25 protein-coding genes are annotated in these 25,597 nt (G+C 52.1%); 10 read left to right on the plus strand and 15 right to left on the minus strand.

Annotated elements, in window-relative coordinates; all coding sequences use genetic code 11:
* On the plus strand, positions 1–801 hold the full coding sequence (locus tag TREAZ_RS11060) for an IclR family transcriptional regulator (protein ID WP_015711946.1): 801 nt from the start codon (positions 1–3) through the stop codon (positions 799–801).
* On the opposite strand, the gene TREAZ_RS11065 is transcribed toward TREAZ_RS11060, so the two are convergent.
* The 3 genes from TREAZ_RS11065 to mfd form a co-directional block, all read right to left on the minus strand.
* Positions 798–1,547: a lysophospholipid acyltransferase family protein gene (locus tag TREAZ_RS11065; protein ID WP_015711947.1), complete on the minus strand. Its 750-nt coding sequence runs from the start codon at positions 1,545–1,547 to the stop codon at positions 798–800. The two genes, TREAZ_RS11060 and TREAZ_RS11065, sit on opposite strands and share 4 nt — an antisense overlap.
* A gap of 9 nt (positions 1,548–1,556) precedes the next feature.
* Positions 1,557–2,171: an HAD family hydrolase gene (locus TREAZ_RS11070; RefSeq protein WP_015711948.1), complete on the minus strand. Its 615-nt coding sequence runs from the start codon at positions 2,169–2,171 to the stop codon at positions 1,557–1,559.
* A gap of 86 nt (positions 2,172–2,257) precedes the next feature.
* Positions 2,258–5,683, minus strand: coding sequence for a transcription-repair coupling factor (gene mfd, locus TREAZ_RS11075; RefSeq protein WP_015711949.1), 3,426 nt, complete (start codon positions 5,681–5,683; stop codon positions 2,258–2,260).
* Between the two features lie 60 nt (positions 5,684–5,743).
* Between mfd and TREAZ_RS11080 the strand changes: the two genes are divergently transcribed.
* From TREAZ_RS11080 to TREAZ_RS11095, 4 genes are all read left to right on the plus strand, one after another.
* The gene (locus TREAZ_RS11080) at positions 5,744–6,727 is read left to right on the plus strand and encodes a hypothetical protein (protein ID WP_015711950.1); all 984 of its coding nucleotides are present in this window, start codon (positions 5,744–5,746) and stop codon (positions 6,725–6,727) included.
* Between the two features lie 8 nt (positions 6,728–6,735).
* The gene (locus TREAZ_RS11085) at positions 6,736–7,509 is read left to right on the plus strand and encodes a hypothetical protein (protein ID WP_015711951.1); all 774 of its coding nucleotides are present in this window, start codon (positions 6,736–6,738) and stop codon (positions 7,507–7,509) included.
* A gap of 196 nt (positions 7,510–7,705) precedes the next feature.
* Positions 7,706–8,053, plus strand: a complete 348-nt coding sequence (locus TREAZ_RS11090) for a PadR family transcriptional regulator (RefSeq protein WP_015711953.1) — start codon at positions 7,706–7,708, stop codon at positions 8,051–8,053.
* A gap of 227 nt (positions 8,054–8,280) precedes the next feature.
* Entirely contained in the window at positions 8,281–8,868 is a 588-nt protein-coding gene (locus TREAZ_RS11095) for a hypothetical protein (protein ID WP_052297677.1), read from the plus strand.
* A gap of 103 nt (positions 8,869–8,971) precedes the next feature.
* On the opposite strand, the gene thiD is transcribed toward TREAZ_RS11095, so the two are convergent.
* From thiD to TREAZ_RS11115, 4 genes are read right to left on the minus strand one after another with little or no spacing between them, the layout of a single operon-like run.
* A complete protein-coding gene (gene thiD, locus TREAZ_RS11100; protein ID WP_015711954.1) occupies positions 8,972–9,772 on the minus strand; it encodes a bifunctional hydroxymethylpyrimidine kinase/phosphomethylpyrimidine kinase in 801 nt (266 codons plus the stop codon).
* Positions 9,769–10,470 (minus strand): TVP38/TMEM64 family protein, encoded by a 702-nt coding sequence (locus TREAZ_RS11105; protein ID WP_015711955.1) that lies wholly within the window; start codon positions 10,468–10,470, stop codon positions 9,769–9,771. Before TREAZ_RS11105 ends, thiD begins: the two co-directional genes overlap by 4 nt.
* Positions 10,463–11,263 (minus strand): TatD family hydrolase, encoded by an 801-nt coding sequence (locus TREAZ_RS11110; RefSeq protein ID WP_015711956.1) that lies wholly within the window; start codon positions 11,261–11,263, stop codon positions 10,463–10,465. The genes TREAZ_RS11105 and TREAZ_RS11110 overlap by 8 nt, the downstream gene beginning before the upstream one ends.
* The gene (locus TREAZ_RS11115; RefSeq protein ID WP_015711957.1) at positions 11,263–11,823 is read right to left on the minus strand and encodes an epoxyqueuosine reductase QueH; all 561 of its coding nucleotides are present in this window, start codon (positions 11,821–11,823) and stop codon (positions 11,263–11,265) included. Before TREAZ_RS11115 ends, TREAZ_RS11110 begins: the two co-directional genes overlap by 1 nt.
* Before the next feature lie 172 nt (positions 11,824–11,995).
* Here TREAZ_RS11115 and TREAZ_RS11120 point away from each other — a divergent pair, with 172 nt between their 5' ends.
* Genes TREAZ_RS11120 through TREAZ_RS11130 form a run of 3 tightly spaced genes read left to right on the plus strand, consistent with a single transcriptional unit; the run spans position 11,996 to position 15,095 of the window.
* Complete coding sequence (locus TREAZ_RS11120; protein WP_015711958.1) at positions 11,996–12,412, plus strand: hypothetical protein; 417 nt, start codon at positions 11,996–11,998, stop codon at positions 12,410–12,412.
* 5 nt (positions 12,413–12,417) lie between these two features.
* Positions 12,418–13,863 (plus strand): asparagine--tRNA ligase, encoded by a 1,446-nt coding sequence (gene asnS, locus TREAZ_RS11125; RefSeq protein ID WP_015711959.1) that lies wholly within the window; start codon positions 12,418–12,420, stop codon positions 13,861–13,863.
* Positions 13,864–13,916: 53 nt separating this feature from the next.
* Entirely contained in the window at positions 13,917–15,095 is a 1,179-nt protein-coding gene (locus TREAZ_RS11130) for a D-alanyl-D-alanine carboxypeptidase family protein (protein WP_245535026.1), read from the plus strand.
* Between the two features lie 57 nt (positions 15,096–15,152).
* Here TREAZ_RS11130 and TREAZ_RS11135 read toward each other — a convergent pair whose 3' ends face one another.
* From TREAZ_RS11135 to TREAZ_RS11145, 4 genes are read right to left on the minus strand one after another with little or no spacing between them, the layout of a single operon-like run.
* On the minus strand, positions 15,153–17,333 hold the full coding sequence (locus TREAZ_RS11135) for a polysaccharide deacetylase family protein (protein WP_169312632.1): 2,181 nt from the start codon (positions 17,331–17,333) through the stop codon (positions 15,153–15,155).
* A 52-nt stretch (positions 17,334–17,385) separates the two neighbouring features.
* On the minus strand, positions 17,386–17,589 hold the full coding sequence (locus TREAZ_RS18255; protein ID WP_015711962.1) for a hypothetical protein: 204 nt from the start codon (positions 17,587–17,589) through the stop codon (positions 17,386–17,388).
* Entirely contained in the window at positions 17,586–17,711 is a 126-nt protein-coding gene (locus TREAZ_RS18620; protein ID WP_015711963.1) for a hypothetical protein, read from the minus strand. Before TREAZ_RS18620 ends, TREAZ_RS18255 begins: the two co-directional genes overlap by 4 nt.
* A gap of 37 nt (positions 17,712–17,748) precedes the next feature.
* Positions 17,749–19,023, minus strand: coding sequence for a peptidoglycan DD-metalloendopeptidase family protein (locus TREAZ_RS11145; protein ID WP_015711964.1), 1,275 nt, complete (start codon positions 19,021–19,023; stop codon positions 17,749–17,751).
* A 49-nt stretch (positions 19,024–19,072) separates the two neighbouring features.
* Here TREAZ_RS11145 and lepB point away from each other — a divergent pair, with 49 nt between their 5' ends.
* Both lepB and TREAZ_RS11155 read left to right on the plus strand, forming a co-directional pair.
* Positions 19,073–19,474, plus strand: a complete 402-nt coding sequence (gene lepB, locus TREAZ_RS11150; protein WP_043923061.1) for a signal peptidase I — start codon at positions 19,073–19,075, stop codon at positions 19,472–19,474.
* Positions 19,471–21,339, plus strand: coding sequence for a penicillin-binding protein (locus tag TREAZ_RS11155; RefSeq protein WP_015711966.1), 1,869 nt, complete (start codon positions 19,471–19,473; stop codon positions 21,337–21,339). The genes lepB and TREAZ_RS11155 overlap by 4 nt, the downstream gene beginning before the upstream one ends.
* Before the next feature lie 14 nt (positions 21,340–21,353).
* On the opposite strand, the gene TREAZ_RS11160 is transcribed toward TREAZ_RS11155, so the two are convergent.
* From TREAZ_RS11160 to TREAZ_RS11175, 4 genes are all read right to left on the minus strand, one after another.
* The gene (locus TREAZ_RS11160; RefSeq protein ID WP_015711967.1) at positions 21,354–22,412 is read right to left on the minus strand and encodes a uroporphyrinogen decarboxylase family protein; all 1,059 of its coding nucleotides are present in this window, start codon (positions 22,410–22,412) and stop codon (positions 21,354–21,356) included.
* A 24-nt stretch (positions 22,413–22,436) separates the two neighbouring features.
* Positions 22,437–23,276 carry a carbohydrate ABC transporter permease gene (locus TREAZ_RS11165; RefSeq protein ID WP_015711968.1) on the minus strand — a complete coding sequence of 280 codons (840 nt, stop codon included), beginning with the start codon at positions 23,274–23,276 and terminating at the stop codon, positions 22,437–22,439.
* A 9-nt stretch (positions 23,277–23,285) separates the two neighbouring features.
* Positions 23,286–24,152 (minus strand): carbohydrate ABC transporter permease, encoded by an 867-nt coding sequence (locus tag TREAZ_RS11170; RefSeq protein ID WP_015711969.1) that lies wholly within the window; start codon positions 24,150–24,152, stop codon positions 23,286–23,288.
* An 85-nt stretch (positions 24,153–24,237) separates the two neighbouring features.
* Positions 24,238–25,536 (minus strand): ABC transporter substrate-binding protein, encoded by a 1,299-nt coding sequence (locus TREAZ_RS11175; protein WP_043923466.1) that lies wholly within the window; start codon positions 25,534–25,536, stop codon positions 24,238–24,240.
* Positions 25,537–25,597 lie beyond the last annotated feature (61 nt).

Below are 25,597 nucleotides of genomic sequence, written 5' to 3' on the forward strand. Positions count from 1 at the left end.
ATGGATAAAACAAAATCAAAACAAACCAGTGAGGGTATCAAAAAGAACCAGTCTCTTCGCAAGGCCCTGCAAATTCTGGAGGGCATGACCAAGATTCAAACCCCGGCCCGGCTTCAGGATATTGCCAAAAGCCTCAAAATGCCCCAGAGTACCCTGCTGCGTTTCCTTAATACCTTTATTGATTTTGACTATATGGAGCAGGATCCCGCTACTTCCTGCTATTACCTTACCCTGAAATTGGCCGATCTGGGGTTGCGAACCCAGGAAAACTTTCCCTTCCAGAGTTCCCTTACCAAATACGTTAAACAGGCGGCCCATACCTTTAATGAATCCGCTTCCCTCTGCATCGAAAAAGACATGCAGATGCTCTATATTGCTACCGAAGAGGGGCCGGGGCGTATGCTCCAGACCCTGCACCGGATCGGGCATATTGCACCTATGCATGCCACAGGAGTGGGGAAACTCCATTTACTCAATTATTCAGAGGCCCAGCTTGGGGAGCTTGAAAAAAAACGTGGGCTTCAAAAATATACCGCCCATACCATAACTACGCTTGAAGCCCTTAAAAAAGAAATTACCTGGATACGAAAAGCAGGCTATGCGTTTGATAACGAAGAATGTGAAGTCGGGGTGAAGTGCATTGCGGTGCCGGTAAAAAACTTCCAAAACCAGGTTGTGGCGGGGATCAGTGTTTCCGCGCCAATTACCCGGTTGGACAAGGAAAAAACAGAGGCTATCGTCCGCTTCCTCAAGGAAATCAGCCTTAAAGCCTCTCGGGAAATGGGCTGTACCCAGGCTTAATCTTTCTGTTCTGATCCCCTGTAAAGCGTGGATTCAAGAGCTGCTTCAATAACTTTGTGCACCTGATCAGCCAAAATGGTTTTTCTTTCGGCGTGGGGCATGCCCTCAGTGGCAATGGGTTCATTAAAAACAATATGCACCGGAACAGGCCTGACCCTGCCTTTTTCTTCGAACACTTCATAGCTCCCCGCAATGGCCATGGGAACAATGGAAACCCCCGAGGATGTGGCAAGCTTAAAAGCCCCCGGACGGAAAGGCTGAAGCCCTTTTCCCCTTGAACGGTGGCCTTCGGGGAAAACGAGCATATTGGCCCCGTTTTTGAGCCGCTTTATTCCTTCATTGATGGTTTTTAGCGCTTTGCGGGGCTGTTTCCTATCAATAAAAAGCCCGCCCAGCAAAAAGATCCACATATCAATAAAGGGGATAAGGATAAGTTCTTTCTTGGCTATAAAACCAAAGGGCCGCCCTATATAGGCAAGGGCAAGCATGATATCGAAGATGCCGACATGATTGCTCACAAAGCAGACCCCGCCTTTCCTGGGGATGTTTTCCCTGCCGGATACAGTGATTTCGCAGCCTGTGAGGGCAATGATCCAATAAGCCCAAAGCTGGGCTATTTTGTAGATCACCCAGGACATGGGCTTGCGAAGCCCCACAAGGCTCAGGATAAAAGCCACTATACCGAATGGGATAAAACAAATCATGATGAAACCTGTCGCGGCAAATACCAAAATTGTTCTAATCATCAATACCCCCTAAACTGTTACACCCAGTCCTGCCAGCTGGATTTTGGCTATTTCCGGATTCTGCCATAAAAAGGCATTAATTTTAAGCTCCTTTGCTTTTTCAACATTCACAAGTATATCGTCAAAGAAAACTGTTTCGCCGCTCTTGCACCCCAGCTCCGAAAGGAGCTTGCGGTAAATTGCCTCCTCGGGCTTTATGGCTTTTACTTCGCAGGAAAAAATCCCCACATGGGGAAGGCTGAATACAGGAATAGCTTCCCTTGCCCATGAAAGAAAGTCATAGGGCATATTGGAGAGTATTGCTATTTTGTATCCCGCCTTTTTCAGATCCTCCATGAGTTTCAACGTGCCGGGATTGATGCGCTTCCAGCTGTGCATGTCGATTTCGTTGATTTTATTAAGCGTCGTCTCGTCCGCATTAACCCCGAGGCTTTGCAAAACCTTCCCGTAATACTGGGGGCCCGAACAAGTCCCCCTGTCGTATTCGCCCCGCATTTTCCAGACAACCGGCTCCAGGATTTCGCGTTTAACCCCGGCCATGGCCGCAATCTCGTCCATCACCCCGTGATCAGGGGCAAAGGAAATAACCTTGCCGTAATCAAATACCACTGCTTTAACAGGCATTTTTAAAGTCTCCTTTAACTGCGCTTATCTCTGCAGTTTTTAATTAAAAAAAGCAGAGATGGGCGCAGTTCAAAATTCGCGGCTTTCTAAACCAGAGCCGCCAGTTTTTCTCGAATGAATTCGCTCTTTTCTTTAAGGCCTATATTCCCTGCCGCAAAAACAATCACATTAGGCTGCTTGGGGTCAAGCTTCACCTTGCCGCCCGATTCCTTTATAAGCCGCACCAGCCTGTCCGCTTTCACCTTTGAAACCTTGGAGAATTCGGCCTTTACCATGCCGCTCCTGTCCTTCAGGGACGCCACGGATAATTCCCTGCAAATGATGCGTATCTCCGCAAGCGAAAGGAGCGAAGCAGCTTCGTCCGGCAGGGGACCGAAACGGTCGAGGAGTTCAGCATAAACCCGCTCGAGTTCCTCCTTGGTCCTGATGGAAGCAATCTTCTTGTAGACTTCCATTTTTTCCTGGGCTCCGTCTATATAGGAATCGGGGATAAATCCCGAATACTCAAGCTCCAGCAGCGTTTCTGTTTCTTCTTCAAAAGAAGAATCTTCAAGGCGCCGCACTGCTTCATCCAGAAGGCGGAGGTAGAGATCAAAACCGACAGAATAAATATCCCCGGACTGTTCCCTGCCAAGAAGGTTCCCGGCCCCCCGTATTTCCATATCCTTCATTGCGATCTTGAAGCCCGAGCCCAATTCGGTAAAATCGGAAATCACCTGGAGCCGCTTCATGGCAACTTCACTAAGGGCTTTATCCTTCGGGTAGAAAAGGTAGGCATAGGCTACGCGATCCGAGCGGCCCACCCTGCCCCGGAGCTGGTAAAGCTGGGAAACGCCGTACATATCGGCCCTGTCGATGATGATGGTATTCACATTGGGGATGTCTATGCCGTTCTCGATAATCGTGGTGGACACCAGCACATGGAAACCGCCGTGGATAAAGCGGTGCATCACGTCCTCAAGTTCCTGGGCGTCCATCTGGCCGTGGGCGGTTTCCACAAGCATCTCGGGCACAAGCTTTTCAATTTTGATCCTCGTCTCGTTGAGGCTTTCCACCCTGTTGTGCAGAAAAAACACCTGCCCTCCCCGCTCGGCTTCACGGCGTATGGCGGCCGCCACTTTCTCCTCGTCCCATTCTTCGATGACAGTCTCAATGGGGTGGCGGTTTTGCGGCGGTGTCGCAAGCAAGCTCATATCCCGGATTTTGAGGAGGCTCATGTGAAGGGTACGGGGGATCGGCGTGGCGCTCAGAGTGAGGCAGTCGACATTGGTTTTAAGCTCCTTGAGCCGCTCCTTGTCCTTGACGCCGAAACGCTGTTCCTCGTCTATCACCATAAACCCGAGGTTTTTGAAATTCACGTCTTTTTGAATTATACGGTGAGTGCCAATGAGGAGATCCACTTCGCCGTTTTTTATGCCTTCCAGGGTTTTGCGAACCTGCCTGGGTTCCACAAACCGGGAAAGCATTGCAAGGCGCACAGGGAATTTAGAAAACCGTTCCTGGAAATTTTCAAAATGCTGTTCCGCAAGGATGGTGGTAGGCGCGAGGAATGCTACCTGCTTCCCCCCCATGATGGCTTTGAAGCAGGCCCGCACCGCCACTTCGGTTTTGCCGTAACCCACATCGCCGCAGACCAGCCGGTCCATGGGGTGGGGGCTTTCCATGTCGGTTTTGATCTCCTCCACGCAGCGGAGCTGATCCTCGGTTTCTTCAAAAGGAAAGCTCGCCTCGAACATGGTCTGCCATTCAGAGTCCCGGGGGTACGCGTAGCCCATGGCCTGCTTGCGTTTTGAATAGAGCACGAGAAGACGTTCGGCAATATCCTCCACCGACTTCTTGACCCGGCCCTTGCGGTTCTCCCAGCTTTTGGAGCCCAGCATATCCAGCCTGGGCGGGGAACCTTCATTGCCTATATAACGCTGAACCAGATTGACCTGTTCAATGGGGACAAAAACTGTTTCATCCCCCAGGTATTCAACCTTGATATAATCCCGCTCATGGCCCATTGCCTTGACGCGCTCTATCCCCTTAAAAAGGCCGATGCCGTAATTCACATGGACCACATAGTCGCCGGGATTGAGTTCCACGAAGGTATCGATAGCGGCGCTGCGCACTGTCTTGAGGGACTTGGGCTGCCTCCGCCTCCTGCCGAAAATTTCGTTCTCCTGGACGAGCATGAACTTGATGTCAGGCAGGGCAAAGCCTGCCGAAAGAGGCGCCGCGATGACCGAAGCTTTTTCATCCTTAAGCAATTCCGAAATGCGGGCTGCCTGCACATCGGACTCTGCGGCAACCACAAGATCCCAGCCTTGTTTTACCAGGGCGGCAAATTCTTCCTTTAAATAATCCACATTGCCAAAGAAACTGCGGGGCGGATCGCAGGCCGCGGTGACCCGTGCTGCTCCGGCCTCCCCTCCCCCTTTGAGGGTCATAAAGGAAACGCGCCGAGGGCAGCGTTTGGATTCTTCTTTAAAATTCAAAAGTATCCTTTCAGGCGGCGGGAGGCATTTGGCAAGGGGCATTTCTTTGATGGGGACACGCCGGGCATGGGCATAGAGGCTCTTGTATTCCCGATCATAAATTTCCTGGGCCCCTTCAAGCCGCTCCCTGTCCAGGAAAAAGCAGAAGGCTTCCGGCGCAAGATAGTCCACAAGAGAGGCAGGCTGCGCAAAAGCCAGGGGGAAAAACATCTCCTCCCCAGGGACGCTCTTCCGCGCCATAAGTTCCTCAAGGAACCATTGGCCTTTGTCGCCCTCCTGAAATGCCAGGGCTTCAAGGTTTTTGCTCAAGACCTCAATGCGATCATCAGTCCAAACCACTTCTTTGAGGGGCCGTATGATGAGCTCGTTCACCTTTTCCTGCCCGCTTTGATCCACCGGGTTGAATCGCTTGATGGACTCGACCTTGTCAAAATCGAAAAGCACGCGGTAGGCTTCCTCGTCCCCGCCCATGAGTATATCCAGCACCTCGCCCCTAAGGGCAAATTCGCCATGAACCTGCACACGGGGCACACGGGTATAGCCATAGTCCGAGAGCTTTTCAGCCAGGACCGTAGTGTCGATAGCCCCTCCGGGCTTTAAGCTGAGGAGGAGGCTTTTGATGTATTCGGGAGGAGGTAGGGGAGTCAAAAAGGCCCGCTCAGGCACAATGAGTATGCCCGGTGAATTGGAGACCAGTGCCGACAGGATGCCCATGCGTTCCCCAAAAACCGCGGACAAAGGGGACATCTCCCTATAAGGCATGGTTCCCCACCAGGGCAGAATGGCTGCCTGGGCGCCCGCGGTTTCAAGATCCCGCGCAAGAAGGCCCGCCTCCACTTCCGAGGAGACCACCGCCAGGCAGATCCCCTTTTGGGCTTTGCAGAGAAGGGCCAGGAGGAGGGCAGTAAAAGCCCCCTCGCAGGCGTCGATCTCAAGAGGGAATTTCCCCTCCCTGCACAACTTGAGTATGTGGGCAGCCGGGCCTGAAGCCGTTATTCGTTTTTGCAATGCAGGAAAGGATAAGGTATTCATGCTAAAGTACCGATTAATATAGTATATAAGAGGAAAAGGGTGATAAGGAATAGGCTTGGAATGAAACTGAAACTGCATAACTTGGCAATACTTTTGGCGCTGCTCTTTGCAGGGCTTGTGGCGGTGCAGGCTGCAGAACAGCCCCCTGCGGCAATCGGGATAAACATCCGGTACTTTGACAAGCGGATTTACTATCTTGAAACCGGGCCCATATTGGTGCAGGTTACCCTCACCAACAATAGCCCCGGAACCTTCAGGTTCAAACTGGCGGACGAGCGGGTGTTTTCAGTTGATTTTGACGTGAAAACCACCACAAACCGCCCTGTGGAAGCCGCCGACATCCTGGTACGGAAGCGGAGCCAGAGCCAGCAGGTCTATTTCAGGGAAATTTCCGTTGAAGCGGGCGAATCCTTCTCCTTTGTGGAGGACATCAGGGATTTTGCCCTCCTCAACAAGGCAGGCTCCTACGTGGTGCAGGCCCGCATCTACCCCGAACTCTACTACCCGAGCGCTGTTTCCGGCGATTCACAGCCCCTGGCATCCAACCGCCTGACCCTCAATATACGGCCGCCCCTCATACCAGGCCCGGATGGCGTGCCCCTTGCCCTGGATGTTGAAACCAACGCCGTCCTGGCAAGGGAGAGGCTCCCCCCCGACGAGGTGGTAAGCTATCTCCTCACTGCCCGGCAAAAGGAACAGTGGGAAAAGTTCTTCCTTTATCTCGATCTTGAAGCCATGCTCTCCCACAGCGCCCCCCGCCGCCGCCAGTGGCTTGCGGAAGGCGAAGAAGGCCGCCAGCGCATGCTGGCCCGATACCGCACGGAACTCCAGTCCGAAACCGTGGACGGCGATATCGCCACCATCCCCAAGGACTTCACGATTGAGCGCACTGTCTACGGCCAGGAAGAAGGAACCGTCACGGTACTGGAATATTTCAAGGTAGGAACCTATACTGAAAAGAAACGGTACACCTATTATCTGCGCCGCAGCAATGATATCTGGACTATCGTGGACTACTCGGTAGTGAACCTGGGAACACAATAAGGGGCCTTATGAAGCTGCTACTGGTGCTTGGTTCTGACGATACCTACAACCTTATCTCCCTCTATGTAAAACCTCTGGGCTTTGAACTCATACGCTACCACCATGTGCTCAAGGCCATGGACAATATAGATGAAACAGACCCCGCAGGCATCATCATTTCCGCAAGGGACTTTCCCAGGCATTGGAAAACCATGGTCCAGTTTGTGCGGAGCGAAAGGCCCAAAGACGCCTGCCCCATCATCATATTGAAGGGCGACAACTTCCCCCTGGAAGAAACATCCAAAGCCTTCTTCCTCGGCGTAAGCGGCATCGTATCCGAAACCCTGGACAACTCCTCCGAAGTGGACCGCCTCCAGGGCATACTGAGCCGCTATATGCCGGTAGATGAAAAACGCCGCACCCGCCGTTACCATGCGGAAAACTGGCAGCGCTTCAACTTTATTTTCGCAAATCCCAGGGATCAAATCCTCATTACCGGCGAAGTCAAAACCATTTCATCAGGGGGCCTTTCTTTCCTGCCCGACCATGCCAATCTGATGAAGGACGTCAACCTCAACACAGAGCTTACCGAATGCTCCCTCAGGGCGGGCAGCGTCATTCTCTCCCCGGTCTGCCGTCTTGCCCGCACGGGACGCATTGTCTCCATGGAATTTTTATCCTTTCAGGACAACGAACAGGACATACTGGACAAATACATCGAAAGCCTTCCCCTCAAGGAACTCAAGTACAAGGAACTGCCTACAGAAGTTGAACCGGTGGAAGAACCAGCAAGCTCGCCCTAAACTTCGTGGTTAAATTCTTCCTCCTGCCTGTAGCGGGTCAGTTTAGCTGCCGCCCGGAGGTGCCAGTCGCTTATTCCAAAAAATATCCCGGCTTATCGCAGATTTTTTATTTTTTTTCAAAATATACTTGGTAGTCGTAGTACTTTGATATACAATTATATATGACAGATGAATATATTGGGGAGGCATATAAGGCATGGAATCGGCAACAGGGCCGAAACTTTCTTCGGACTTACTGAGGGGCCATACGGACACCATTGTATTGGGGATACTGCACAAGGGCGATGCCTACGGCTTTGAAATCTACAATACGATTCTTGAACGTACCGGCGAGCAATATGAATTAAAGGAGACTACCCTCTACTCCAGCTACAAAAGGCTGGAACAGGATAGGTGCATCAGCTCCTACTGGGGGGACGAAACCCAGGGGGCCAGGCGGCGGTATTACCACCTCACCGCCAGGGGCAGGGCGGTTTACCGGCAAAACATGGCGAATTGGGAATTTACCCAAAAAATTTTAGCGGACCTTATGGAGATCAGGTAAAGGGGGAATCATGAATATGAAAGAATACATAGCGTCGCTGTTCAGGGATTATGAGGCGACTGCACAGCTTAACGATTTTATGGAATAACTCCAGGGCAATCTTGACGAACGCATCGCAAGCCTTATAAAAAAAGGTTCCGGCGAGGATGAAGCTTTTGAAAAAGCAAGCGGTGAATTAGGCGATATATCCGCCCTGGCCGACGAGATAAGCCTAAAGCGCAGTATTATTGTTCGGCCTTATCGTAGCGGCCATAGCCTATTTTTCCATTGCCAACTTTACCACCCTTGCCGAAGCCCATGAAGGCGACATCAGGCTTATCCGCGTATTGGGAATTCTGCTTTTCTTTATCACCATTTCGGTTACAGGTTTTACCTTTTTGGGAGTTACCCAGGAAACATCTTCCCATTATCCTATGTCCAAAAAACGGGCCTTGTGGTATGCAGGAGCAGCCGGTTCAGAAAGAGGCTTAATAGGCGCCCTGGGCGTTCTCATAGCCTTCGTACTTCCAAGTGCCGGTATCTTCACCTTCCTTGTACTCTCCGAAAAAGATCGCAGCAAAGAATGGGTTAAAAGACAACGTGAAGAAATGATAAAAACTCAAAGCAAGATATGGAACGATCCTGTTACGGCCGCCCGTTTTGGCATGATTTCCGGCGCGATCTGGATAATGGCCGCCGGTATCTTTATTCTCCTCGGGTTTCTTATCGGCTTTAAATTCTCATGGCTCGTATTCATATTTGCAACAGCGATTCAGCTTTTAGTACAGGCTGTTATGGTTAAGCCTGAAGAACCCTGGAATCACGTCTCAGGCTGAACGGCGACATCGCCTTTGCAGGGGGCATATTTTTTAACCGCAATTATTCCCGATACCGGGAAGACCGCGTCTTTACTGCCACGCCCTATGTTGGAGTGGAGTTTTAGGTTTTGAGCCCGTGCAGATACAGCTCGTAAAAGTGATTTGTAGGCCCATGCCCCTTCCCTATAGCCAGTGAATGTTCAATGGCAACGGTAACGTAACACTTCGCCCTTTCGACAGCCTCTGCCATGGAAAAACCAAGAGCCAGGTTTGAGGCAATTGCCGACGAAAGGGTGCAGCCTGTGCCGTGGGTGTTTTTGGTTGCGATACGGGGGGAGGCAAAGCGGCGGAATTCTTTGCCGTCAAAGAGTATATCCACCGCAGCCCCTTCGGAGTGCCCCCCTTTGATAAGTACCTGGGAACAGCCCATTTTGAGGATCAGCTCCGCTGCCTTTTCCATGTCTTTTTCGTTTTGGATTTTAATGCCTGCGATTTTTTCAGCTTCCGGGATATTGGGGGTAAGGAGATCGGCCAGGGGAACTATGTATTTTATGAGTGCGTCTGTAGCATCAGGATCCATCAGGGGAGCGCCGTTCTTCGCGTACATCACAGGGTCTATGACCACATTGGCGGGTTTGTATTCAGCAAGTTTCTGGGCTACCGTGCACATCAGGGTCTCTGTGGAAAGCATGCCGATTTTGACGGCGTCAGTGCCTATGTCCTCGTAGATGGCATCGATTTGCTTGGCTACCATATCGGGGCGTACATTTTCCACGTCTATGACGCGGCTTGTATTTTCGGCTACCACCGCCACGATCACGCTCATGCCGAACACCCCATGGGCCGAAAAAGTTTTTAAATCCGCCTGTATGCCCGCGCCTCCCGAACAGTCCGAACCTGCAATGGTCAGGGCTTTTTTCATATACTCCCCCTTGGTGAATTATCCCTGGAAATCTTCTTCACTATTTTGTCTTTGAACCACATGGCAAAAAAACCAGCCAAAGCAATAATAATAAAAATCACTAAAAACATAACCCAATTCCCCTGTATCATGGAATCCCCCATGATGGTGGTGCTTAAGATGGCGGGGAGCCTCGCAAAAACTGAAATCGCCACAAAGGCTTTGAGACTCAGGCCGCTCAAGGGAGCGAACCATGTGAGCATATCCTTTGGGGTTCCGGGGATCAAAAAAATGACGAACACTACCCGGGCAGTTCTTTTGGAATTCTGCAGAAACTTCCAGGACTTGATGTTCTCCTCACCGAAAAATTTCACCACCAGGGGAAGGCCGAATTTCTTCACCACCAGGAACACTAAAGATGAAGCAATGACGCAGCCTGCAGCGCATATTGCGAGGCCGCAAAATGCACCGTAAGCTGCGCCCGCTATAAGTTCCACAGGGCCTCCGGGGATCACCGCCACAATTATTTGAAGTATTTGCAGACCCAGAAGCACTGCCACGCCGGTTATGCCCAATTCCTTGACCCATGCGCTGAAGCTTTCCCTGTAAACGGGATCGCCAAGCTGTTTGATGAACGGCCAGAAAATAATGGTGAGGGCTGCGGTCGCCAGGGCGAAGATGAGGATCAACAGTATAAGGGGGCGGCTCAGTTTAATCATGGAATTGGAAGGCTCTCCTGAAATTCTTTTCTATTATTTCTTCCAATTCATCCGCGGACTTGCCAGGGCTGCCAGCATCATTCCGCAGTTTTGCTGCTTTTTGAATAATTGCAGGCAGATCTTCCCAGGATGAGAAATCTTTCCCACGCAAGGGTTGATAGGGGGCATCGGTTTCAACAAGGAGGCGATCCAGGGGAAGGCTGGCACAGCACCTTTGGGCCTCATGGTGGTTATTGACAATGGCTGCCCCGAATGAGAAAAAGACATTCACACCCCTATGCAGCAAGGACTCCCCTTCAACCAAAGTCCCCGGCCAGGAATGGAAAATCACCGAGGGAAGTTTCTTGAGCTCTTTCGAAAAGGGAAAGATTTTATGCATGGCTTTGCGCCCATGGACAACCATGGGCAGATGGTGTTTCATCGCCGCTTCAAGATGGACAGCAAAAATTTCGTCCTGTATCTTTTCTGTCGTTTTGTAAGTTTCATCAAAAAGATCAAAACCTGCCTCCCCTACTGCCTCCAATCTGCCAGAAGCTGCCAGCTCTTCCAAGGTAGAATAATATTCATCCAAATTTAAAACCGAAGCGGGAAGCTGGGGATGCACTGCATAGCAAAGCACCAGAGGCGGGGCATTATCAGCTTTGGCATTTTGGGCCAAGCCCTCGTGGAATTCAAACTGCCGGAGATTCCATGAACTTGCGGCACAGGCGGCATTGCGCGCGCGTCTGGCTTCTTCTGCATTGGGCATCTGCTCCCTGAGATCAAAGGGATGGCAATGGGCATCGGTTAGCATCAGTTTTTTGCGTACCGTTCTTCTTCGCTAAAAACACAGCCGCAGTATTTCTGCATATAATACTCCCGTTCCCTTGCCAGCCTCTGGCCCTCACGAAAACGGGGGCGGAAATCGCGGTAGATGAATTCCAGGCGGTACTGGGCGGCAAATTTTTCGCCGTTTTCTTTAATGAGATCATGGTTCTGATAGGGGCTGATAAGGAGGGTGGTGGAAAAAGCATCATAACCATTGGCAGCAGCATATGCGGCAGCCTTCCCGAGCCTCAATTTATAGCAAAACACGCAGCGGGCGGGGCTTTCCCAGGGATGGTTTGACGCGCCATCGCCGCCACAATAGAGGCCTGCCAAAAAAAGGCGGAGGCCATATTCATCTTCTTCAAAAAGATTTAAGCCTTCCTCCATGGCAAAGCGGGAAAGGGTATCCCGGCGGGAACGGTATTCCGTATAAGGATGGATATTGGGGTTATACCAAAAGAGGTCCGGGGTCAGGCCCTCTTCCTTAAAAGCCTGGACGCATTGGACAGAGCAGGGGGCGCAGCAGGCATGGAGCAGGAATTTCATATATCCAATATAACATAAAACAGTGGTTTTCGGCAAAGATTTTGTTACGATATTAAATATTTATCATTATAACTTAAGCATATCCCTAGTTTACTATTTCTGCCCGAAACGTATATAATTAAAGAAATGGTTCCGGTTTACCGGAAAATTCAGCCATTTTATAGGGGAAAATATGAACAAAAGTATCGGCGTTTTTGTGCTGAACATCGCAACAGCACTCTACCTTCTGGCCACGGGAATCATCGGCCTCGCCGGGAGAAGTTGGAAAAACATTGCAGGCGGAGAAATTCGCCAGGCGGTAGAAGGGATCTTCAAACGCGGCAATCTTCGTGAAATACTGATAGTTGTCCTGGCAATCGCCGCCATTGCCGCAGCGGCCTTCATTCTGTTGCGCCTTTTTGGCATCGAAGTTGCGATTACCGAACTCCTCCTCATCATCCTCATGATCGTTTGGTTAGTTTTCATTATCCTTATAGACATCATCCCCCTCTTTGACGGGAAAAACTTTGTGGATTTCCTCAGGAGCATTGGCGCCCACCTCATGGTGCTGGGCGGAATGGCTCTTGCTACCGAGAAATTCGGGGGCTGATGCTCATGTTTCCCCTGATCAAGGAACTGCTTGCCGCTCCCCCTGACGGCCGGGACCTTCTGGTTCGGGGCTGGGTCAGGACCAAGCGGGAGATGAAGAACCTGATATTCGTGGAAGTCAACGATGGCTCCTGTTTTCAGGGCATCCAATGCACCTTTGATCGGGGAAGCTCCGGTTTCACAAAAGAAACAGAAGCTGCCCTGGAAAAACTCAACACCGGGGCAGCTGTAGAAATCAAGGGGAAGCTCGTCCCCTCCCCTGCCTCAGGGCAGGCGGTGGAAGCGGCTGCCGAGTCCATCACCGTAATCGGCGAAGCTCCGGCAGAGGCTGTACCCGGCGAGGGCAGCCTTCCCGACACCCCTCCCTACCCCCTTCAAAAGAAACGGCACTCCCTGGAATTTTTGCGGGAGATTGCCCACCTGAGGGCAAGGACAAACACCTTTGGCGCAGTCGCCAGGGTGAGGAACCGTCTGGCTTTTGCTATTCATGAATTTTTCCAGGCCCGGGGTTTTCAGTATGTCCACACACCTATTATCACTGCCAGCGACGCGGAAGGCGCGGGGGCGATGTTCCAGGTTACGACCCTGGATTTGGAAGCCCTGGCAAAGTCCGGGAAGGCCCCCGACTATGCAAAGGACTTTTTTGGCAAACGGAGCGGCCTTACTGTTTCTGGCCAGCTCGAAGCCGAGACCTATGCCGCCGCCCTCTCACGGGTCTATACCTTCGGCCCTACCTTCAGGGCAGAAAATTCCAACACCACCCGGCACCTTGCGGAATTCTGGATGGTAGAACCCGAAGTTGCCTTTGCCCACATCGAAGACAATATGGCCCTGGCCGAGGATTTCCTCAAAGCTCTCTTTACCACTGTGTTAAAGGATTGCTCTGAGGATTTGGCATTTTTTGATTCCCACATTGAAAAGGGGATTATCGAAACCCTCTCCTCTGTTGTCGCTTCCAAATTCACCCACATGACCTATACCGATGCAGTAAAAGAGCTTGAAAAAGCCATTGCCGCAAAAGCGGACCTTTTCGAATTCAAACCCTACTGGGGCTGCGATCTCCAGAGCGAGCATGAAAAATTCCTCACCGAGAAAATTGCAAACGGTCCGGTTATTGTTACCGATTACCCCAGGGAAATCAAAGCGTTCTACATGAAGCAGAACAGTGACAGTAAAACTGTGAGGGCCATGGACGTGCTGGTTCCCCGGCTTGGGGAGATCATAGGCGGATCGGAAAGGGAAGAGAACCTTGGCAGGCTTGCCGCCCGCATGGCGGAACTTGGCATGAAGGCAGAGGATTATTCCTGGTATCTCGATCTCCGCCGTTACGGCTCCATTCCCCATTCGGGCTTCGGCCTCGGTTTCGAGAGGCTTATTCAATATGTTACAGGCATGGCCAACATACGGGACGTGATCCCTTATCCCAGGGCTGTAGGACAAGCGGAATTCTAAAATCCATGAACCGCCGCATACTTTTACTCGCCTGTTTGTTTATATTAAGCGCAATGCTGCACGCCCAGGCAGATGATGCTCCGCTGATAGTATCCAAAGCAGCCGTGCTTATGGATTCAAGTACCGGCACTCTTCTGTTTTATAAAAACCCGGACGAAGAAATCCCCCCTGCTTCATTAACCAAACTTATGACCATGCACCTTGTGCTCCGCGAAGCCGAAGCAGGGAGGCTTTCGCTCAGCAAAAAAATATCCCCTCCTCGGCAAAGCTGGGCAAGGAACCAGCCTTCCCGTTCAAGCCTTATGCACCTGGCCGAGGGGCAAGAACTTACCATAAATGATCTTATGCTGGGCCTCGCCGTTCCATCAGGGAATGATGCCGCCGTTGCCGTGGCTCTTCAGCTTGCCCCTTCAGTAGACAGTTTTGTGGCAATGATGAACGAAGCCGCTTCCAAGCTGGGGCTTGAAAAAACCCATTTTGTCGAGCCTTCGGGCATCTCCGAATACAATATGACCACGGCCAGGGAATTCGCTTCCTTTTGTCGTTTCTATGTGGAAACATATCCCCAGGCTTTAAAGAATTACCACTCAGTAGAAACATTTTCTTACCCAAGGGCAGAGAATGTGGCTGAAATTTTCCGTGAAAACCCCGGCACTATAACCCAGTCCAACCACAACAGCCTCCTTGTCGGGGGTCGTGATACAAACAATCGCTTCGTTGAAAAATTTGAAGGCGTAGACGGCCTTAAAACAGGCTACATCGACGAATCAGGCCCCAACATAGCCCTCACCGCCCTTCGCGACGGCACCCGCTTCATTGCCGTAATACTCGGCGCCCCTGCCGAATGGCGCGGCGACAGAATACGAGACGAGGACGGCCGCCGCCTTTTAGCCTGGGCTTTCAATCATTACAAAACAGTCCGCCCCCAATTGCCGGAACTGGAACAGGCCCGTGTCTGGAAAGGCAAAACCAACTTTGCAGGCCTTGCGCCCTCCCTGCCCCTGGATTTCACTTCATTAAAAGAGCGGGCAAACAGGCTCTACTGGAAAACCGAATTAATAGACCCCCTCATCGCCCCCCTCCCTTCGGGCAGCCCCGCAGGCGAACTGATACTCTCCGACGATCAGGGCGAGCTCCGCCGCATACCGCTTTTGACTACAGAAGACATTGAAAAGGGGAACTTTTTCAAACGACTTTGGGATTCGATAAGGCTGTTTTTCAGGAAAAAATGAAGAAAGATCCTCATGATGCATTGTACTCTGCATAACTAATTAAAAGCGAAAATTGTATTACTCTTTCCCATGTTCCAGCAGGGTCGATACCTTCACTACCGTATACCCTTCCTGCATCAATGCGTCCAGCAGAACATTTAACCGGTTAAAGAGATAGTCAACCCGGCCGCCCGGGAGCAGTCCTAAGCGTATTGGTACTAATGCGCCGGGCTTTTTGGCTTCCATGATGCGATCTACCATATCGGAGGCTGAATACTGGGGCAGGGAAAAGCGTATCTCGTCTTCGCGGCTTACCCAGTCCAGGGGATCTATGCTGCGGACGATGGTGGTATAGCCGGCCTGGGCTGCGGCGGAAGAGACTTCGGGGGAGGCGGCATAATAGGGGGGATGCCAGAGCAGGGCAAGCTCGGAGCCGGTAGCGCGATAGAATTCGTCTTCGTTGCGAGCCAGGCCCCGGGATATAAAATCGCTCCCTATGCGGTAGCGGGCGTCTGAAAGATCTATGGGCGCAAAGAAGAGGGAGGCGGTTTCGTGGCCTGAAGCAACAATGTCGGCTGCGGCTGCGGGATAGCGGCGTATGAATTCGCCGCCAAGGAAGAACGTAGCTTTAATGCCAAAACGGTTCAGGGCGTCCAGGGCTTCGGGGAGGCCTTCGGCGTCATCGTACAGGTCAAAGCAGAGGCCAAGCTCGCGGAGGCCGCCCTGGCGGTCTGTAACAGGGAGAAGAGAGGCTGTTCCCACGGAAGCAATGTTCCGTATCATGGGGAGGTTCTCGTAGGGGCCGCCGCTCTGCCTGTCGAGGTAGACGCGGTAGCGGGAAGAAACCTGGGAGACGGCCCTCAGCTGGGGGTTTGGAATTTCGGCCCAGGGGCTTCTGCAGTCGGTGGTGTACCAGCTGCTGCCATTTTGGGCAAGGATGCGGGGCTGGGCATCGCCGGAAACTTTATCCTCAAAACCGAAACGGCTTATTTGGGAAAGGCAGATCAAGTCGCGGCGGGCAATACCGGCTGTAGAAGCAGAATTCCCTGAACCCAGGCGTATGCGCTCTATGCGCTGATCATCGCCTATTGCAAAATCATCGTTACCTATCCACACACAGGAATATGCAGGCCGAGTGCTTATGGTGTCAAGAATTTTCCAGTTGATATAATCGTAGAGGGCTATGCCGCCTGAGCCCCAGGCCAGGGCTTTGGTGCCGTCGGGCGAGAGGCTTGCGCTTGAGCCCAAAGGCGCTGAAAGGGGGACAAAGGCATGGCCCTGGAGCCGCCATGCAAGGGTCGGAGGCTCCCCTGTTTTCTGGGCAGGCAAGGAGGCCAGGATTGTTATGGCTCCGCCGCTTGGCCAAAGCACCTGCAGGCTAAGGCAGGCCCGGGGTACCGCAAGGTATGGAAGGGATGCATCGCCGCTTCCTTCATAATCATCAAAATCAAGGGGGATATAAAAAATATTCCTTCCCCCCTTCGACAAAATCAGGGAACGGGCATCGGGGGCAATCCAGAAGCTGTCAAAGCCGGGGCTGAATTCAAAAGGGATTTTTCCAGCCACTGTGCCGATTTCCAAAAACCCGGCGTAGAGGGCGCGGGCAAAAAGTTCGGCTGCCCTCACCCGGTAGATCGTGGAAGCCCGGAGGTAGAAGAAATCGCCCCCCCTGCCCCAATACACAGAATTGACAGTTCCCTCGCCAATAAAGCGGAATTTCTCGTCCACAGGGGCTGAGGCAGGATTCACTGTGTAGTAATAAAGCTTGCCGCCGCGGGCATACACAAAGACCCTTGAATCGGGGCTCCAACTGGCAGGGAAGATGCGATCCGGCCTCTCCACATGGAGGGCAACCGTGATCTTGGCCCCGGAGCTTGCGTCCAGCATGACAAGGTTCCCGTAAGCGGCGCTTACGGGATCAATATAGAGCAGGAAGCGGCCGTCCGCCGAGACCGCCATGTCTTCCACCCTGCCGCTTGAGGCAGGGCTGCCTCCTGCAAAAGAGGGGAAGCCAGGAATCTGCCGGGGAAGGCCCCCTGATATGGGAAGCCGCGAACAGCCAAAAGCATTGCGTATCTGGAGCATCCTGCCATTGTCTATAAGATCCATTTTTTCGGGAAAGGAGCTGAGCTGCTGAAGGGCGGGGTCAGGAAGGCGGGCAATAAAAAGGGCGCTTTGGGCCGCTGCCCCGCTGCCAGCCGAATTGGCCTTAAAAAGCAGGCGGTTATCAGCAGACAGATCGAGAGCGGAAAAATTCACCTTCCCCCAGAGGGGGAAGGACAAAATCAAAAAAGAAAGGAATAAGAGGGATTTAGGCCGGATTTTCATGGCAGGTGTCGCACTGAACGAGGCCGTCCAGTTCCTTCTCCAGAATTCCCAGTTGGGCGTCCATTTCCCGGAGCCGCCGTATGGCATACTCCGCCTGCTTGTCTTCAAGACGCTCACAAGCACTGTCCAGTACAGCTTCAAACAGGGAGTCTTCCGTCAGGGTAAGTTTGCCTTTTTCAGAAGTCATGGTTTAAGGGTAGTGGAAATCCCCGGGGATATATTCATATCCAGATCCCCTGAATTATCAAAGGCCCGGATAAAGGTAACTACTGCTATAAAGGCAATGAGAATTATAACAAGCTTTCGCATGAAACCTCCAAAACAGGTTATCGTTTATAACTATATATTATGGGGCAAGAAAATCAAGGGGGTTAACCGCCCGCTCGTTCTTGAATATCGCAAAATGAAGGTGAGGGCCGGTACTGTAGCCGGTGTTGCCCACTTCCCCAATCTTCGTTCCCTGCTTCACCTGATCGCCCTGTTTTACCGAAACCACGTTGAGGTGGGCGTACATAGTCTGGAAGCTGTTTGCATGGCCCAGGACGATGAACTTTCCAAAGGTTGAGTTGAACCCTACTGTAGAAACCTTGCCATCCGAGGCCGCTTTAACAAGGGTGCCTATTGGGGCAGCCAAATCCACTGCCGCATGGTGCCGTCTTATCCCGGTTATGGGATCGTTGCGCCAGCCAAAGGCTGAAGACAGGCGGGCGCCTTTCAGGGGATAGATGAAAAGCTCGCCCAAGGCCAATTTGAGATCCTCGGTCTTCATGCGGGCGCCGGGGACAAAAATAGTCTCCCCTTCCTTAATCACATCCTGCTGAATATCGTTGGCATCGAGTATGGCCTCGAGGGGCACCCCCATGGACTGGGAGATTTTCGAAAGGCTGTCGCCTTTCTTCACTTTATAGGGTATGCCGTCCATATTGGGAATGCGGATGACCTTCCCTTCCGGCAGGATGCGGGCATTGGGTATATCATTGGAAGCTATGATAGCATCCATGGAGATGGCCCGGGAAGCGGCGATTTTGGAAACCGAATCGCCCTTCTTCACTTTATAAGTTTCCCAGGCAAAAGTTTCTGCAAGATTCAGAGGGATGGCCTCGGCCTTGGGGGTTTCAGGAACCGCTAAGGGGGCTGCGGCCATTGCCATTACCCCGGCAGAGCCCGGGGGGATAACTTCGACAGAACCTGAAGCCGCCGGGTTTATCGCCACTCCGGTCTCGGGATTTATCCCTGCGTAGAGGGCCATATCATAGGCCGGCTCTTCATCGCTTATAGGGTTTACAGACACTACGTCCTGGTGCATCCAGCTCAGGGAGGCTCCCTGGCGGTTGTTGATGACCAAAACAGTCCCCAAAAGAAGCATGAAGAGACCCGCCGCAGGAAGCAGGGGCAAGGAAAGGGAAAAGCGGCGGGAGAAACGGGGCTTTTTCTCGCCTTCCGCATTGTCATAGCGGGCATGGGGGGCTTTTTGGGGCCTCTGCTTAACCTGCTGGAAAAAATCCCCATTCCGGTTGACGCGCGGAGGGTTCTTAAAGCTCATTGGCGCAGGCTTTCCCTCGTGCTTTTTCACCAGGGATTTGCGGCGCCTTACATGCTGGTTGGAAAGAAAATCATTCATAGTTACTTGGTTTATCGACATTTTTTAGGTGAACGTTTATACTTTATCTATGGGAAAGGTGAGGGGGAGCGGGGCCGTGGGGAAGGCTATACTGGGGGCGTTCATCGCAGCCATCCTCATGAAACTTTTCCTTTTTGATTTTATGATAGCCGAAGGCCATTCCATGGTCCCAGCCATAAATCCCGGGAAGATGCTGCTGGTCTGCAAGCTGTCCTATGGTTTGAGGATTCCGGGTTCAGGGGCCTACCTTCTGCACTGGGGCCATCCCAAAAAGGGGGATATTGTGGTCTTCTACACCCCCCTGGGCGAGATTGCTGTCAAACGCTGCGGGGAAGTTTCGGGGGAGGATTTCTATGCCCTGGGGGACAACAGCCTCCAGTCCTACGATTCCCGCTCCTACGGCCCTGTTTTATCCGATAACATTATAGGCAAGGTATTGGGAGTAAAATGAGTGAACAGAACCGGTTTTCCGGCAAGCGGCGTCTTGTATTTTTCATAGTTCTTGGCGCCCTGGCCTTGTGCGTGCTTGGCCGTTATGCCTACCTCATGCTGGGCAAGGAGGAAGAAGGGGGAGGAGCGCGGACAGCAATCAACGCCGGGAGAGGCCCTATACTGGACAGGAACGGACGGCTTCTTGCCTTCGAAACCCGGCTTGGCAACATCACCCTCTGGCGGCCGGAAATGAAAAATTCCGCAGAATTGAGCACCGAGCTTGCCCCCCTCCTTGAAACATCCCCCGTGGATATCAGGGAGCGTATCGAAAATTCACCTTCCGATTTTGTCTATCTTAAGAAGCGGGTCGAGGGCTCTACTTTAACCCTCATCGAAGATGCTATAGCCGAAAAAAAGCTTCAGGGTGTAGGCATAGAGCCCATAGTGGGCCGCATCTACCCGGAGCGGAATTTGGCAGCCCAGATTATAGGTTTTACAGGAGACGAGGGTATGGGCCTTGAGGGCATAGAGTTCGCTTTTGAAAATGAACTTGCGCCCTCTACAGGCGGGACAAGGCGCAGCGGCAATCAGGTTTTTCTTACTATTGATATTAATGTCCAGCACATACTCGAAAGCATAGCGGGCCAAATCATGAAGGACAGCCGCGCCGAGTCGGTGATGTTTTTGGCGATGGACCCCCGCAGCGGGGATATACTCGGTTCGGCCTCCCTCCCGGGTTTCGACCCCAACGATTTCAGGAACTCCGGCGAAAATACCCGCAGGAATAATCCTGCCACCTGGCCCTATGAGCCGGGATCGGTATTCAAGGTCTTTTCGCTTTCCGCATTGATGGACTCGGGCGCTATTTCAGGAAATACCATCTTTACCTGCAACGGGCATTACGAACGGGTTTCGAGCAGGGGCGAACGCACCATAATAAGATGCCTTGCCGCGCACGGCAGGGTAAGCGCCCGGGATATCATTGTCTACTCCTGCAACACCGGCGCTGCCTATGCAGCCGACCGCATTGGGACCGATCCCTTCTACGCCCTCCTCAAGGATTACGGTTTCGGAGCCCGCACCGGCATAGGGCTCCCGGGCGAAACCGCAGGCTTGCTTCGTTCTACGGAACGCTGGTCGGATCGCACCAAACCCACTATAGCCATGGGCCAGGAAATTGGCGTCTCGGCTTTGCAGATGCTTCAGGCCGCCTCGGCCGTAGCCAACGACGGCATCATGAAGCCCCCGCGTATCGTGTCCCGCATAGTCTCCGCAGATGGCAAAATATCGAGGGAGTATCCCTCAGGCGAAAGCCGCCGGGTGCTTAAAGCTGAAACTGCCCGGGCCATGAGAAGCTACATGACAGACGTTACATCCAGCATAGGCACAGGCTGGCGGGCCAATGTGGAAGATCTTTCCCTGGCGGTCAAAACCGGCACCGCCGAAATCATCGATCCCCAAACCGGCTCGTATTCTACCACGGACTTCATTGCCTCTTGCGTTGCGCTGCTCCCCGCCGAGGCGCCCTCGTTAATCCTCTACCTCGTGATAGTAAAACCCCAGGGCGAAATCCTGGGCGGCAGGATAGCGGCCCCCCAAATTCGGGAAGCTGCCGAAGCGCTCATCAACTACCTGGGCATACCCCGGGGGCGCAACCCCCAGATAGCCCATTCGGGGGCGGTTTCCATCCCGGCAGTCCCCTACCCCGCAGTGAACGAAACCGTGCCTGATTTTACCGGGATCTCAAAGCGGCAGCTTCTCCCCCTCCTCTTGAGGGACGACCTCACCTTCCAGATCTCAGGCGACGGCTGGGTAGCCAGGCAAAGCCCCGCACCCGGAACGCCCCTCGCGGCGGACACAGTGATTGTATTGGAGTTTGAGTGAATTGCCGGGAAGCCTTAATACTTCCCCACCCTCTTGACCGCTTCCACAATCTGCCTGTAATTATCCAGCGACACCGCATTGGGAATGGAATGATCCGATGAGAAAATATAGCCGCCGTTCTCTTTGACTATGGGAACCATCTCGTCAATATAGGGGAGGATCTGATCCATCTTGTCCAACAGCAATGCGTTTGCCCCGCCGTGAAAGACCAGCTTCGAGCCGTAATCCCTTTTAAGCGCCTTAAGATCCATACCTGCTTTTATCTCGATGGGGTTAAGCGCGTCCAGGCCAATATCCACAAGCTGTGGCACACGGGTCATCACGTCGCCGCAGGAATGGAGGTGGGCCTTGATACCGTGGTTATGGGCCCAGTCAATTGCCTTTTTGTGCAGGGGCTGCAGCAAATCCGCGTACAGATCATTGGAGAAGAAGGTGCGGTTTTTGTACCCCATATCGTCATACCAGAAGATGCTGTCAAAATGATACCCCTCATCCCAGACCATGTCGTAAAGCGCAATAGTGTTATCAAGAAAAGTGCCAACCATGTCAGTAAACCACTCAGGTTCCTCGAGCATGGCGATAAGGACAGTCTCGGTTCCAACCATCCAGGAATGGAGCACATCGAAACCGAACCAGAAAAGCCCCTCGATCCACCGGCCCTCGGATTTCCATACAGGGTAATTCTTTTTGAGGAAATCCCAATCAATACGATCCCGTGAAACAGTCATCCTTGCCTTGGCTTCGGCCCATCTTTCCGGGGTATTAACCTTGTATTCGAGGAACTCCGGAGTAGAATCGGGCACTTTGAAATTCTTAAGGGTGATGCCGTATTCGGTAGTGGAAATAACATAATCGGCGGTTTCTTCAATCACCTTCTTTTCGTAACGGGGGCTTACATCCACACCGATGGTTTCGATTTTATCCACATCAAAGTAATCCCGCCAGTCTGCATCCGCAGGCATGCCCTCTTTCTTCCAACGGGCCAAAGTGCCCTGCCAGGGGCTGTCGGTGATGGGTACCCTGTCGGCATCCCTGTGCTCAAACATGCGCTTAATACGTTCATGTGATGTCATAATGTACTCCTTAAGCCTGATAATTTATCCCTTAACCGATCCTGCGGCAAGCCCCGAAACCACCTGTTTCTGCAGCAAGCTGTACACAATAATACTCGGCAATGATACTAACACTATTGCTGCGAACATGGCGCCATAGTCACTGGCAAAGGCGCTCTTGAAATAATAGAGGGCCACAGGCAGGGTACGGGCATCATGCCCTGTCGTCAAAGTTAACGCAAACTGGAATTCGTTCCAGCAGAGCAGGAACTGCATGATGCCCGCAGTGGCAAAGGCCGGACGCGCCAGGGGCAGGATAATGATTGCAAAGGTTTTAAGAAAGCCTGCCCCGTCTATATAGGCCGACTCCTCCATTTCCTTTGGGATAGTCAAAAAATAGCTGGACATGATAAAGACCGAAACCGGGATGCCGAAAGCGGTATAGACAACTATGAGACCCCAAACATTATTGTAAAGGCCCACAGCTTTGATCGAAGTGTAAAGAGGCAGCAACAGCGCCGCGCCGGGGATAAGCAGCCCCATGGCGAAAAACGCGCGGATAAAATTCCTTAAACGGAAGCTGAAACGGGACAGCACATAGGCTGCCATGCTCATAACGGTGAGGTTGAGCAGCACCCCCATGATGGTTATAAATACGCTGTTCTGGAAGTAGCGCACAATGGGGGCGATCTTGAAAGCGTTGACATAATTCTGCCAATGGACCCCGTTGGTAAACCGGAAACTAAAGGTGAGGATCTCACGGTTAGTTTTAACCGACGACAAGAGGACCCAGAGGAAGGGGCCTATGGAGATGAGGATTATCAGTACCAGGAAAATTCCCGCCGGTATGAGCAGCAGGGAGGCCGGGCTTTTCTTTGTTTTCATGCTTCCCCCTTATACCGTTTCGTTCATCCGGTAGATTTTGTTGATGATGCCGATGGAAGCAAGCCCGATAAGTATCAGGATTACCCCGCATGCGTTGGCAAGGCCGAAATTATTATCCTGCATGGCGGTAAGGTATATAAGCAGGGGGAGGTTCATGGTCTGGTTCCCCGGACCGCCGTTGCTGGTCATGATAAGTATATCCATTTTCTGGAGCATGGAAGTGGCGGCCAGGATGGTCCCGGTGCCGATGGCGTTTTTCAGCAGCGGGAGCTTGATCCGCCAGTTAATCTGAAACTCGCTGGCGCCGTCTATAACAGCGGCCTCAAAAATATCATCGGAAATTGCTGCCAGTTCCGCAGCTGCCAAAATGGCAATTATAGCGGCAAAGGGCAGCCAAGTCATGGTTACCGCAAAAAAGGCGGTATCCGCGTTGGCATACCAGTTCACATTGAAATTCTTGTTGCCAAAGAACTGGATTATTTTATTCACCGGGCCGTACATAGGGTTAAAAACATTATAGAAGAGCATCCCCAATGCGGCGCTGGAAAGTATATTGGGCAGCATAAAAACAGTTTTGCTGAATGTGGAATACCATTTTTTGCGGGATGTAATCAGGGCAAAAACAATGCCGATAGCGACATGGACTGTGGATTGGAGAATGATCCAGATAAGGCTGTTGCCCAGGGCCTTCTGGAATTTGTCGGAAACAAAAAGGGTAAAATAATTCCCGACGCCGTTAAAACTGATGGCCTGGGTTATCCTCCAGGTGGTGAAGGAAGTGCCGAAAACATTGACAATCGACGCAAGATAGACAAAGGAAAACAGCAGGATTCCGGGGAAAAGGAATATAACAATCCACCTCTTTTTTATCGTCATTCTTTTAGATCCTTAATCCATAAAAATACAGGATGCCCATAAAATGGGTATCCTGTTGATTGATTTGCCCTAAAGCGAGAAAACCTTAGTTTGCCGCCGCGGCAGCCTGGTCAAGCCGGACAGCCATAGCCGCAGGAGTCAGGGTTCCTGCCGCCAATTCGGGGTAATACCGCCCAAAGGCATCTACCACGCTGGCGTAGGACACTACGTCAAAGGTATCGCCATGGTATTTCATCTGGCTCACCGAATTGGCGTGTTCCACTACCAGGGGCATCGACTGCCTTACGTCTTCGGGTATCTCCAGGTCAACCGCTGTGGGAAGTCCTCCCTGAAGCCGAAGGGCATCCAGCTGGTATTCCCGTGAACATAGTTCCTTAAGGAGGATCCAGCCTGCTTCTACCCGATCCGGGGGGCTGCAGAGCACCTGGCCTTCGGGGTAGCTGGTAACGAGTCCGTCGCCGGGAAACATAGACCAGCCGACTCTTTTGTCAAATCCGGGAGCGGTCTTTTCCAGATTGGAAAAGTCCCCGATCATCCAGGGGCCATTGGCAATAATTGCCGCCTGTTCCATAAGGAAATTGTTGGCGGCGTTAGCGTACAGGGCGCCCAGCGCGTCGGGGGTGGTGTACTTTTGCAGACAGCGCTGTATGTCCCCCAGAGCGGCGATCACTTCCGGTGTCTGGTAGGTTTTCGGATATTTGGTGTTCATAAAGGCCTGGCCCGCACTGCCCCTGCTCGAAACCATGGCGGAGAGGATCAGATTGGTAGTCCAGGAATTTTCCCCGGTCATCAGGGCCAGGGGCGCAACTCCTGAAGCTTTAAGTTTGTCACAGTTGCTGAACCATTCATCCCAAGTTCGCGCAGGCTGTATGCCTGCCTTCTGGAACATTTCCTTGTTGTAATAATAGCCGATGATCTGGCTGCCGGAAACTACGGAGTAGATCTTGCCGTCCGGCTCGGTATTGGCGGCAAGAGCAGCAGGGCCTATGACCTTATCCCTGAAATCAGGATCCTGATCAAGGAAGGGCTTTAAATTCACTGCCTGTCCGTTCTGGATTGCCAGGGCTTTGAGACCGTTTTTCCCGTCCACAACATCGGGCAGTTCCTTGGAAGCTGCCAGAACCTTCATCTTGTCATTGTAGACCGTGTCGCTGGGGAGTTCTTCAATCTTGAGAGTGATTTTTCCGTTGTACTTTTCGGTAAACCGTTTGTAAAAAGCTTCAAATGTGGTCCTGCCCAGGTGGGTTCCCACAGCGTAATGGGGGTAGTTGAGTACTACGCTCCCGTCAGAAGCCTGTCCGACTTGTTTTTTACTGCAGCTTACAAAACCGGCAGCAACACCAAGGATAAGCAGTATGCTTACCATCACTAAAATGCGTTTCATTTTTTCCTCCAAAAAAGGTATAATTATTATCTTAAGGGCATTTCCCATATTTGTCAAATTA

Origin of the sequence: Leadbettera azotonutricia ZAS-9 (assembly GCF_000214355.1) — a bacterium.
In the GTDB taxonomy this organism is placed as follows: domain Bacteria; phylum Spirochaetota; class Spirochaetia; order Treponematales; family Breznakiellaceae; genus Leadbettera; species Leadbettera azotonutricia.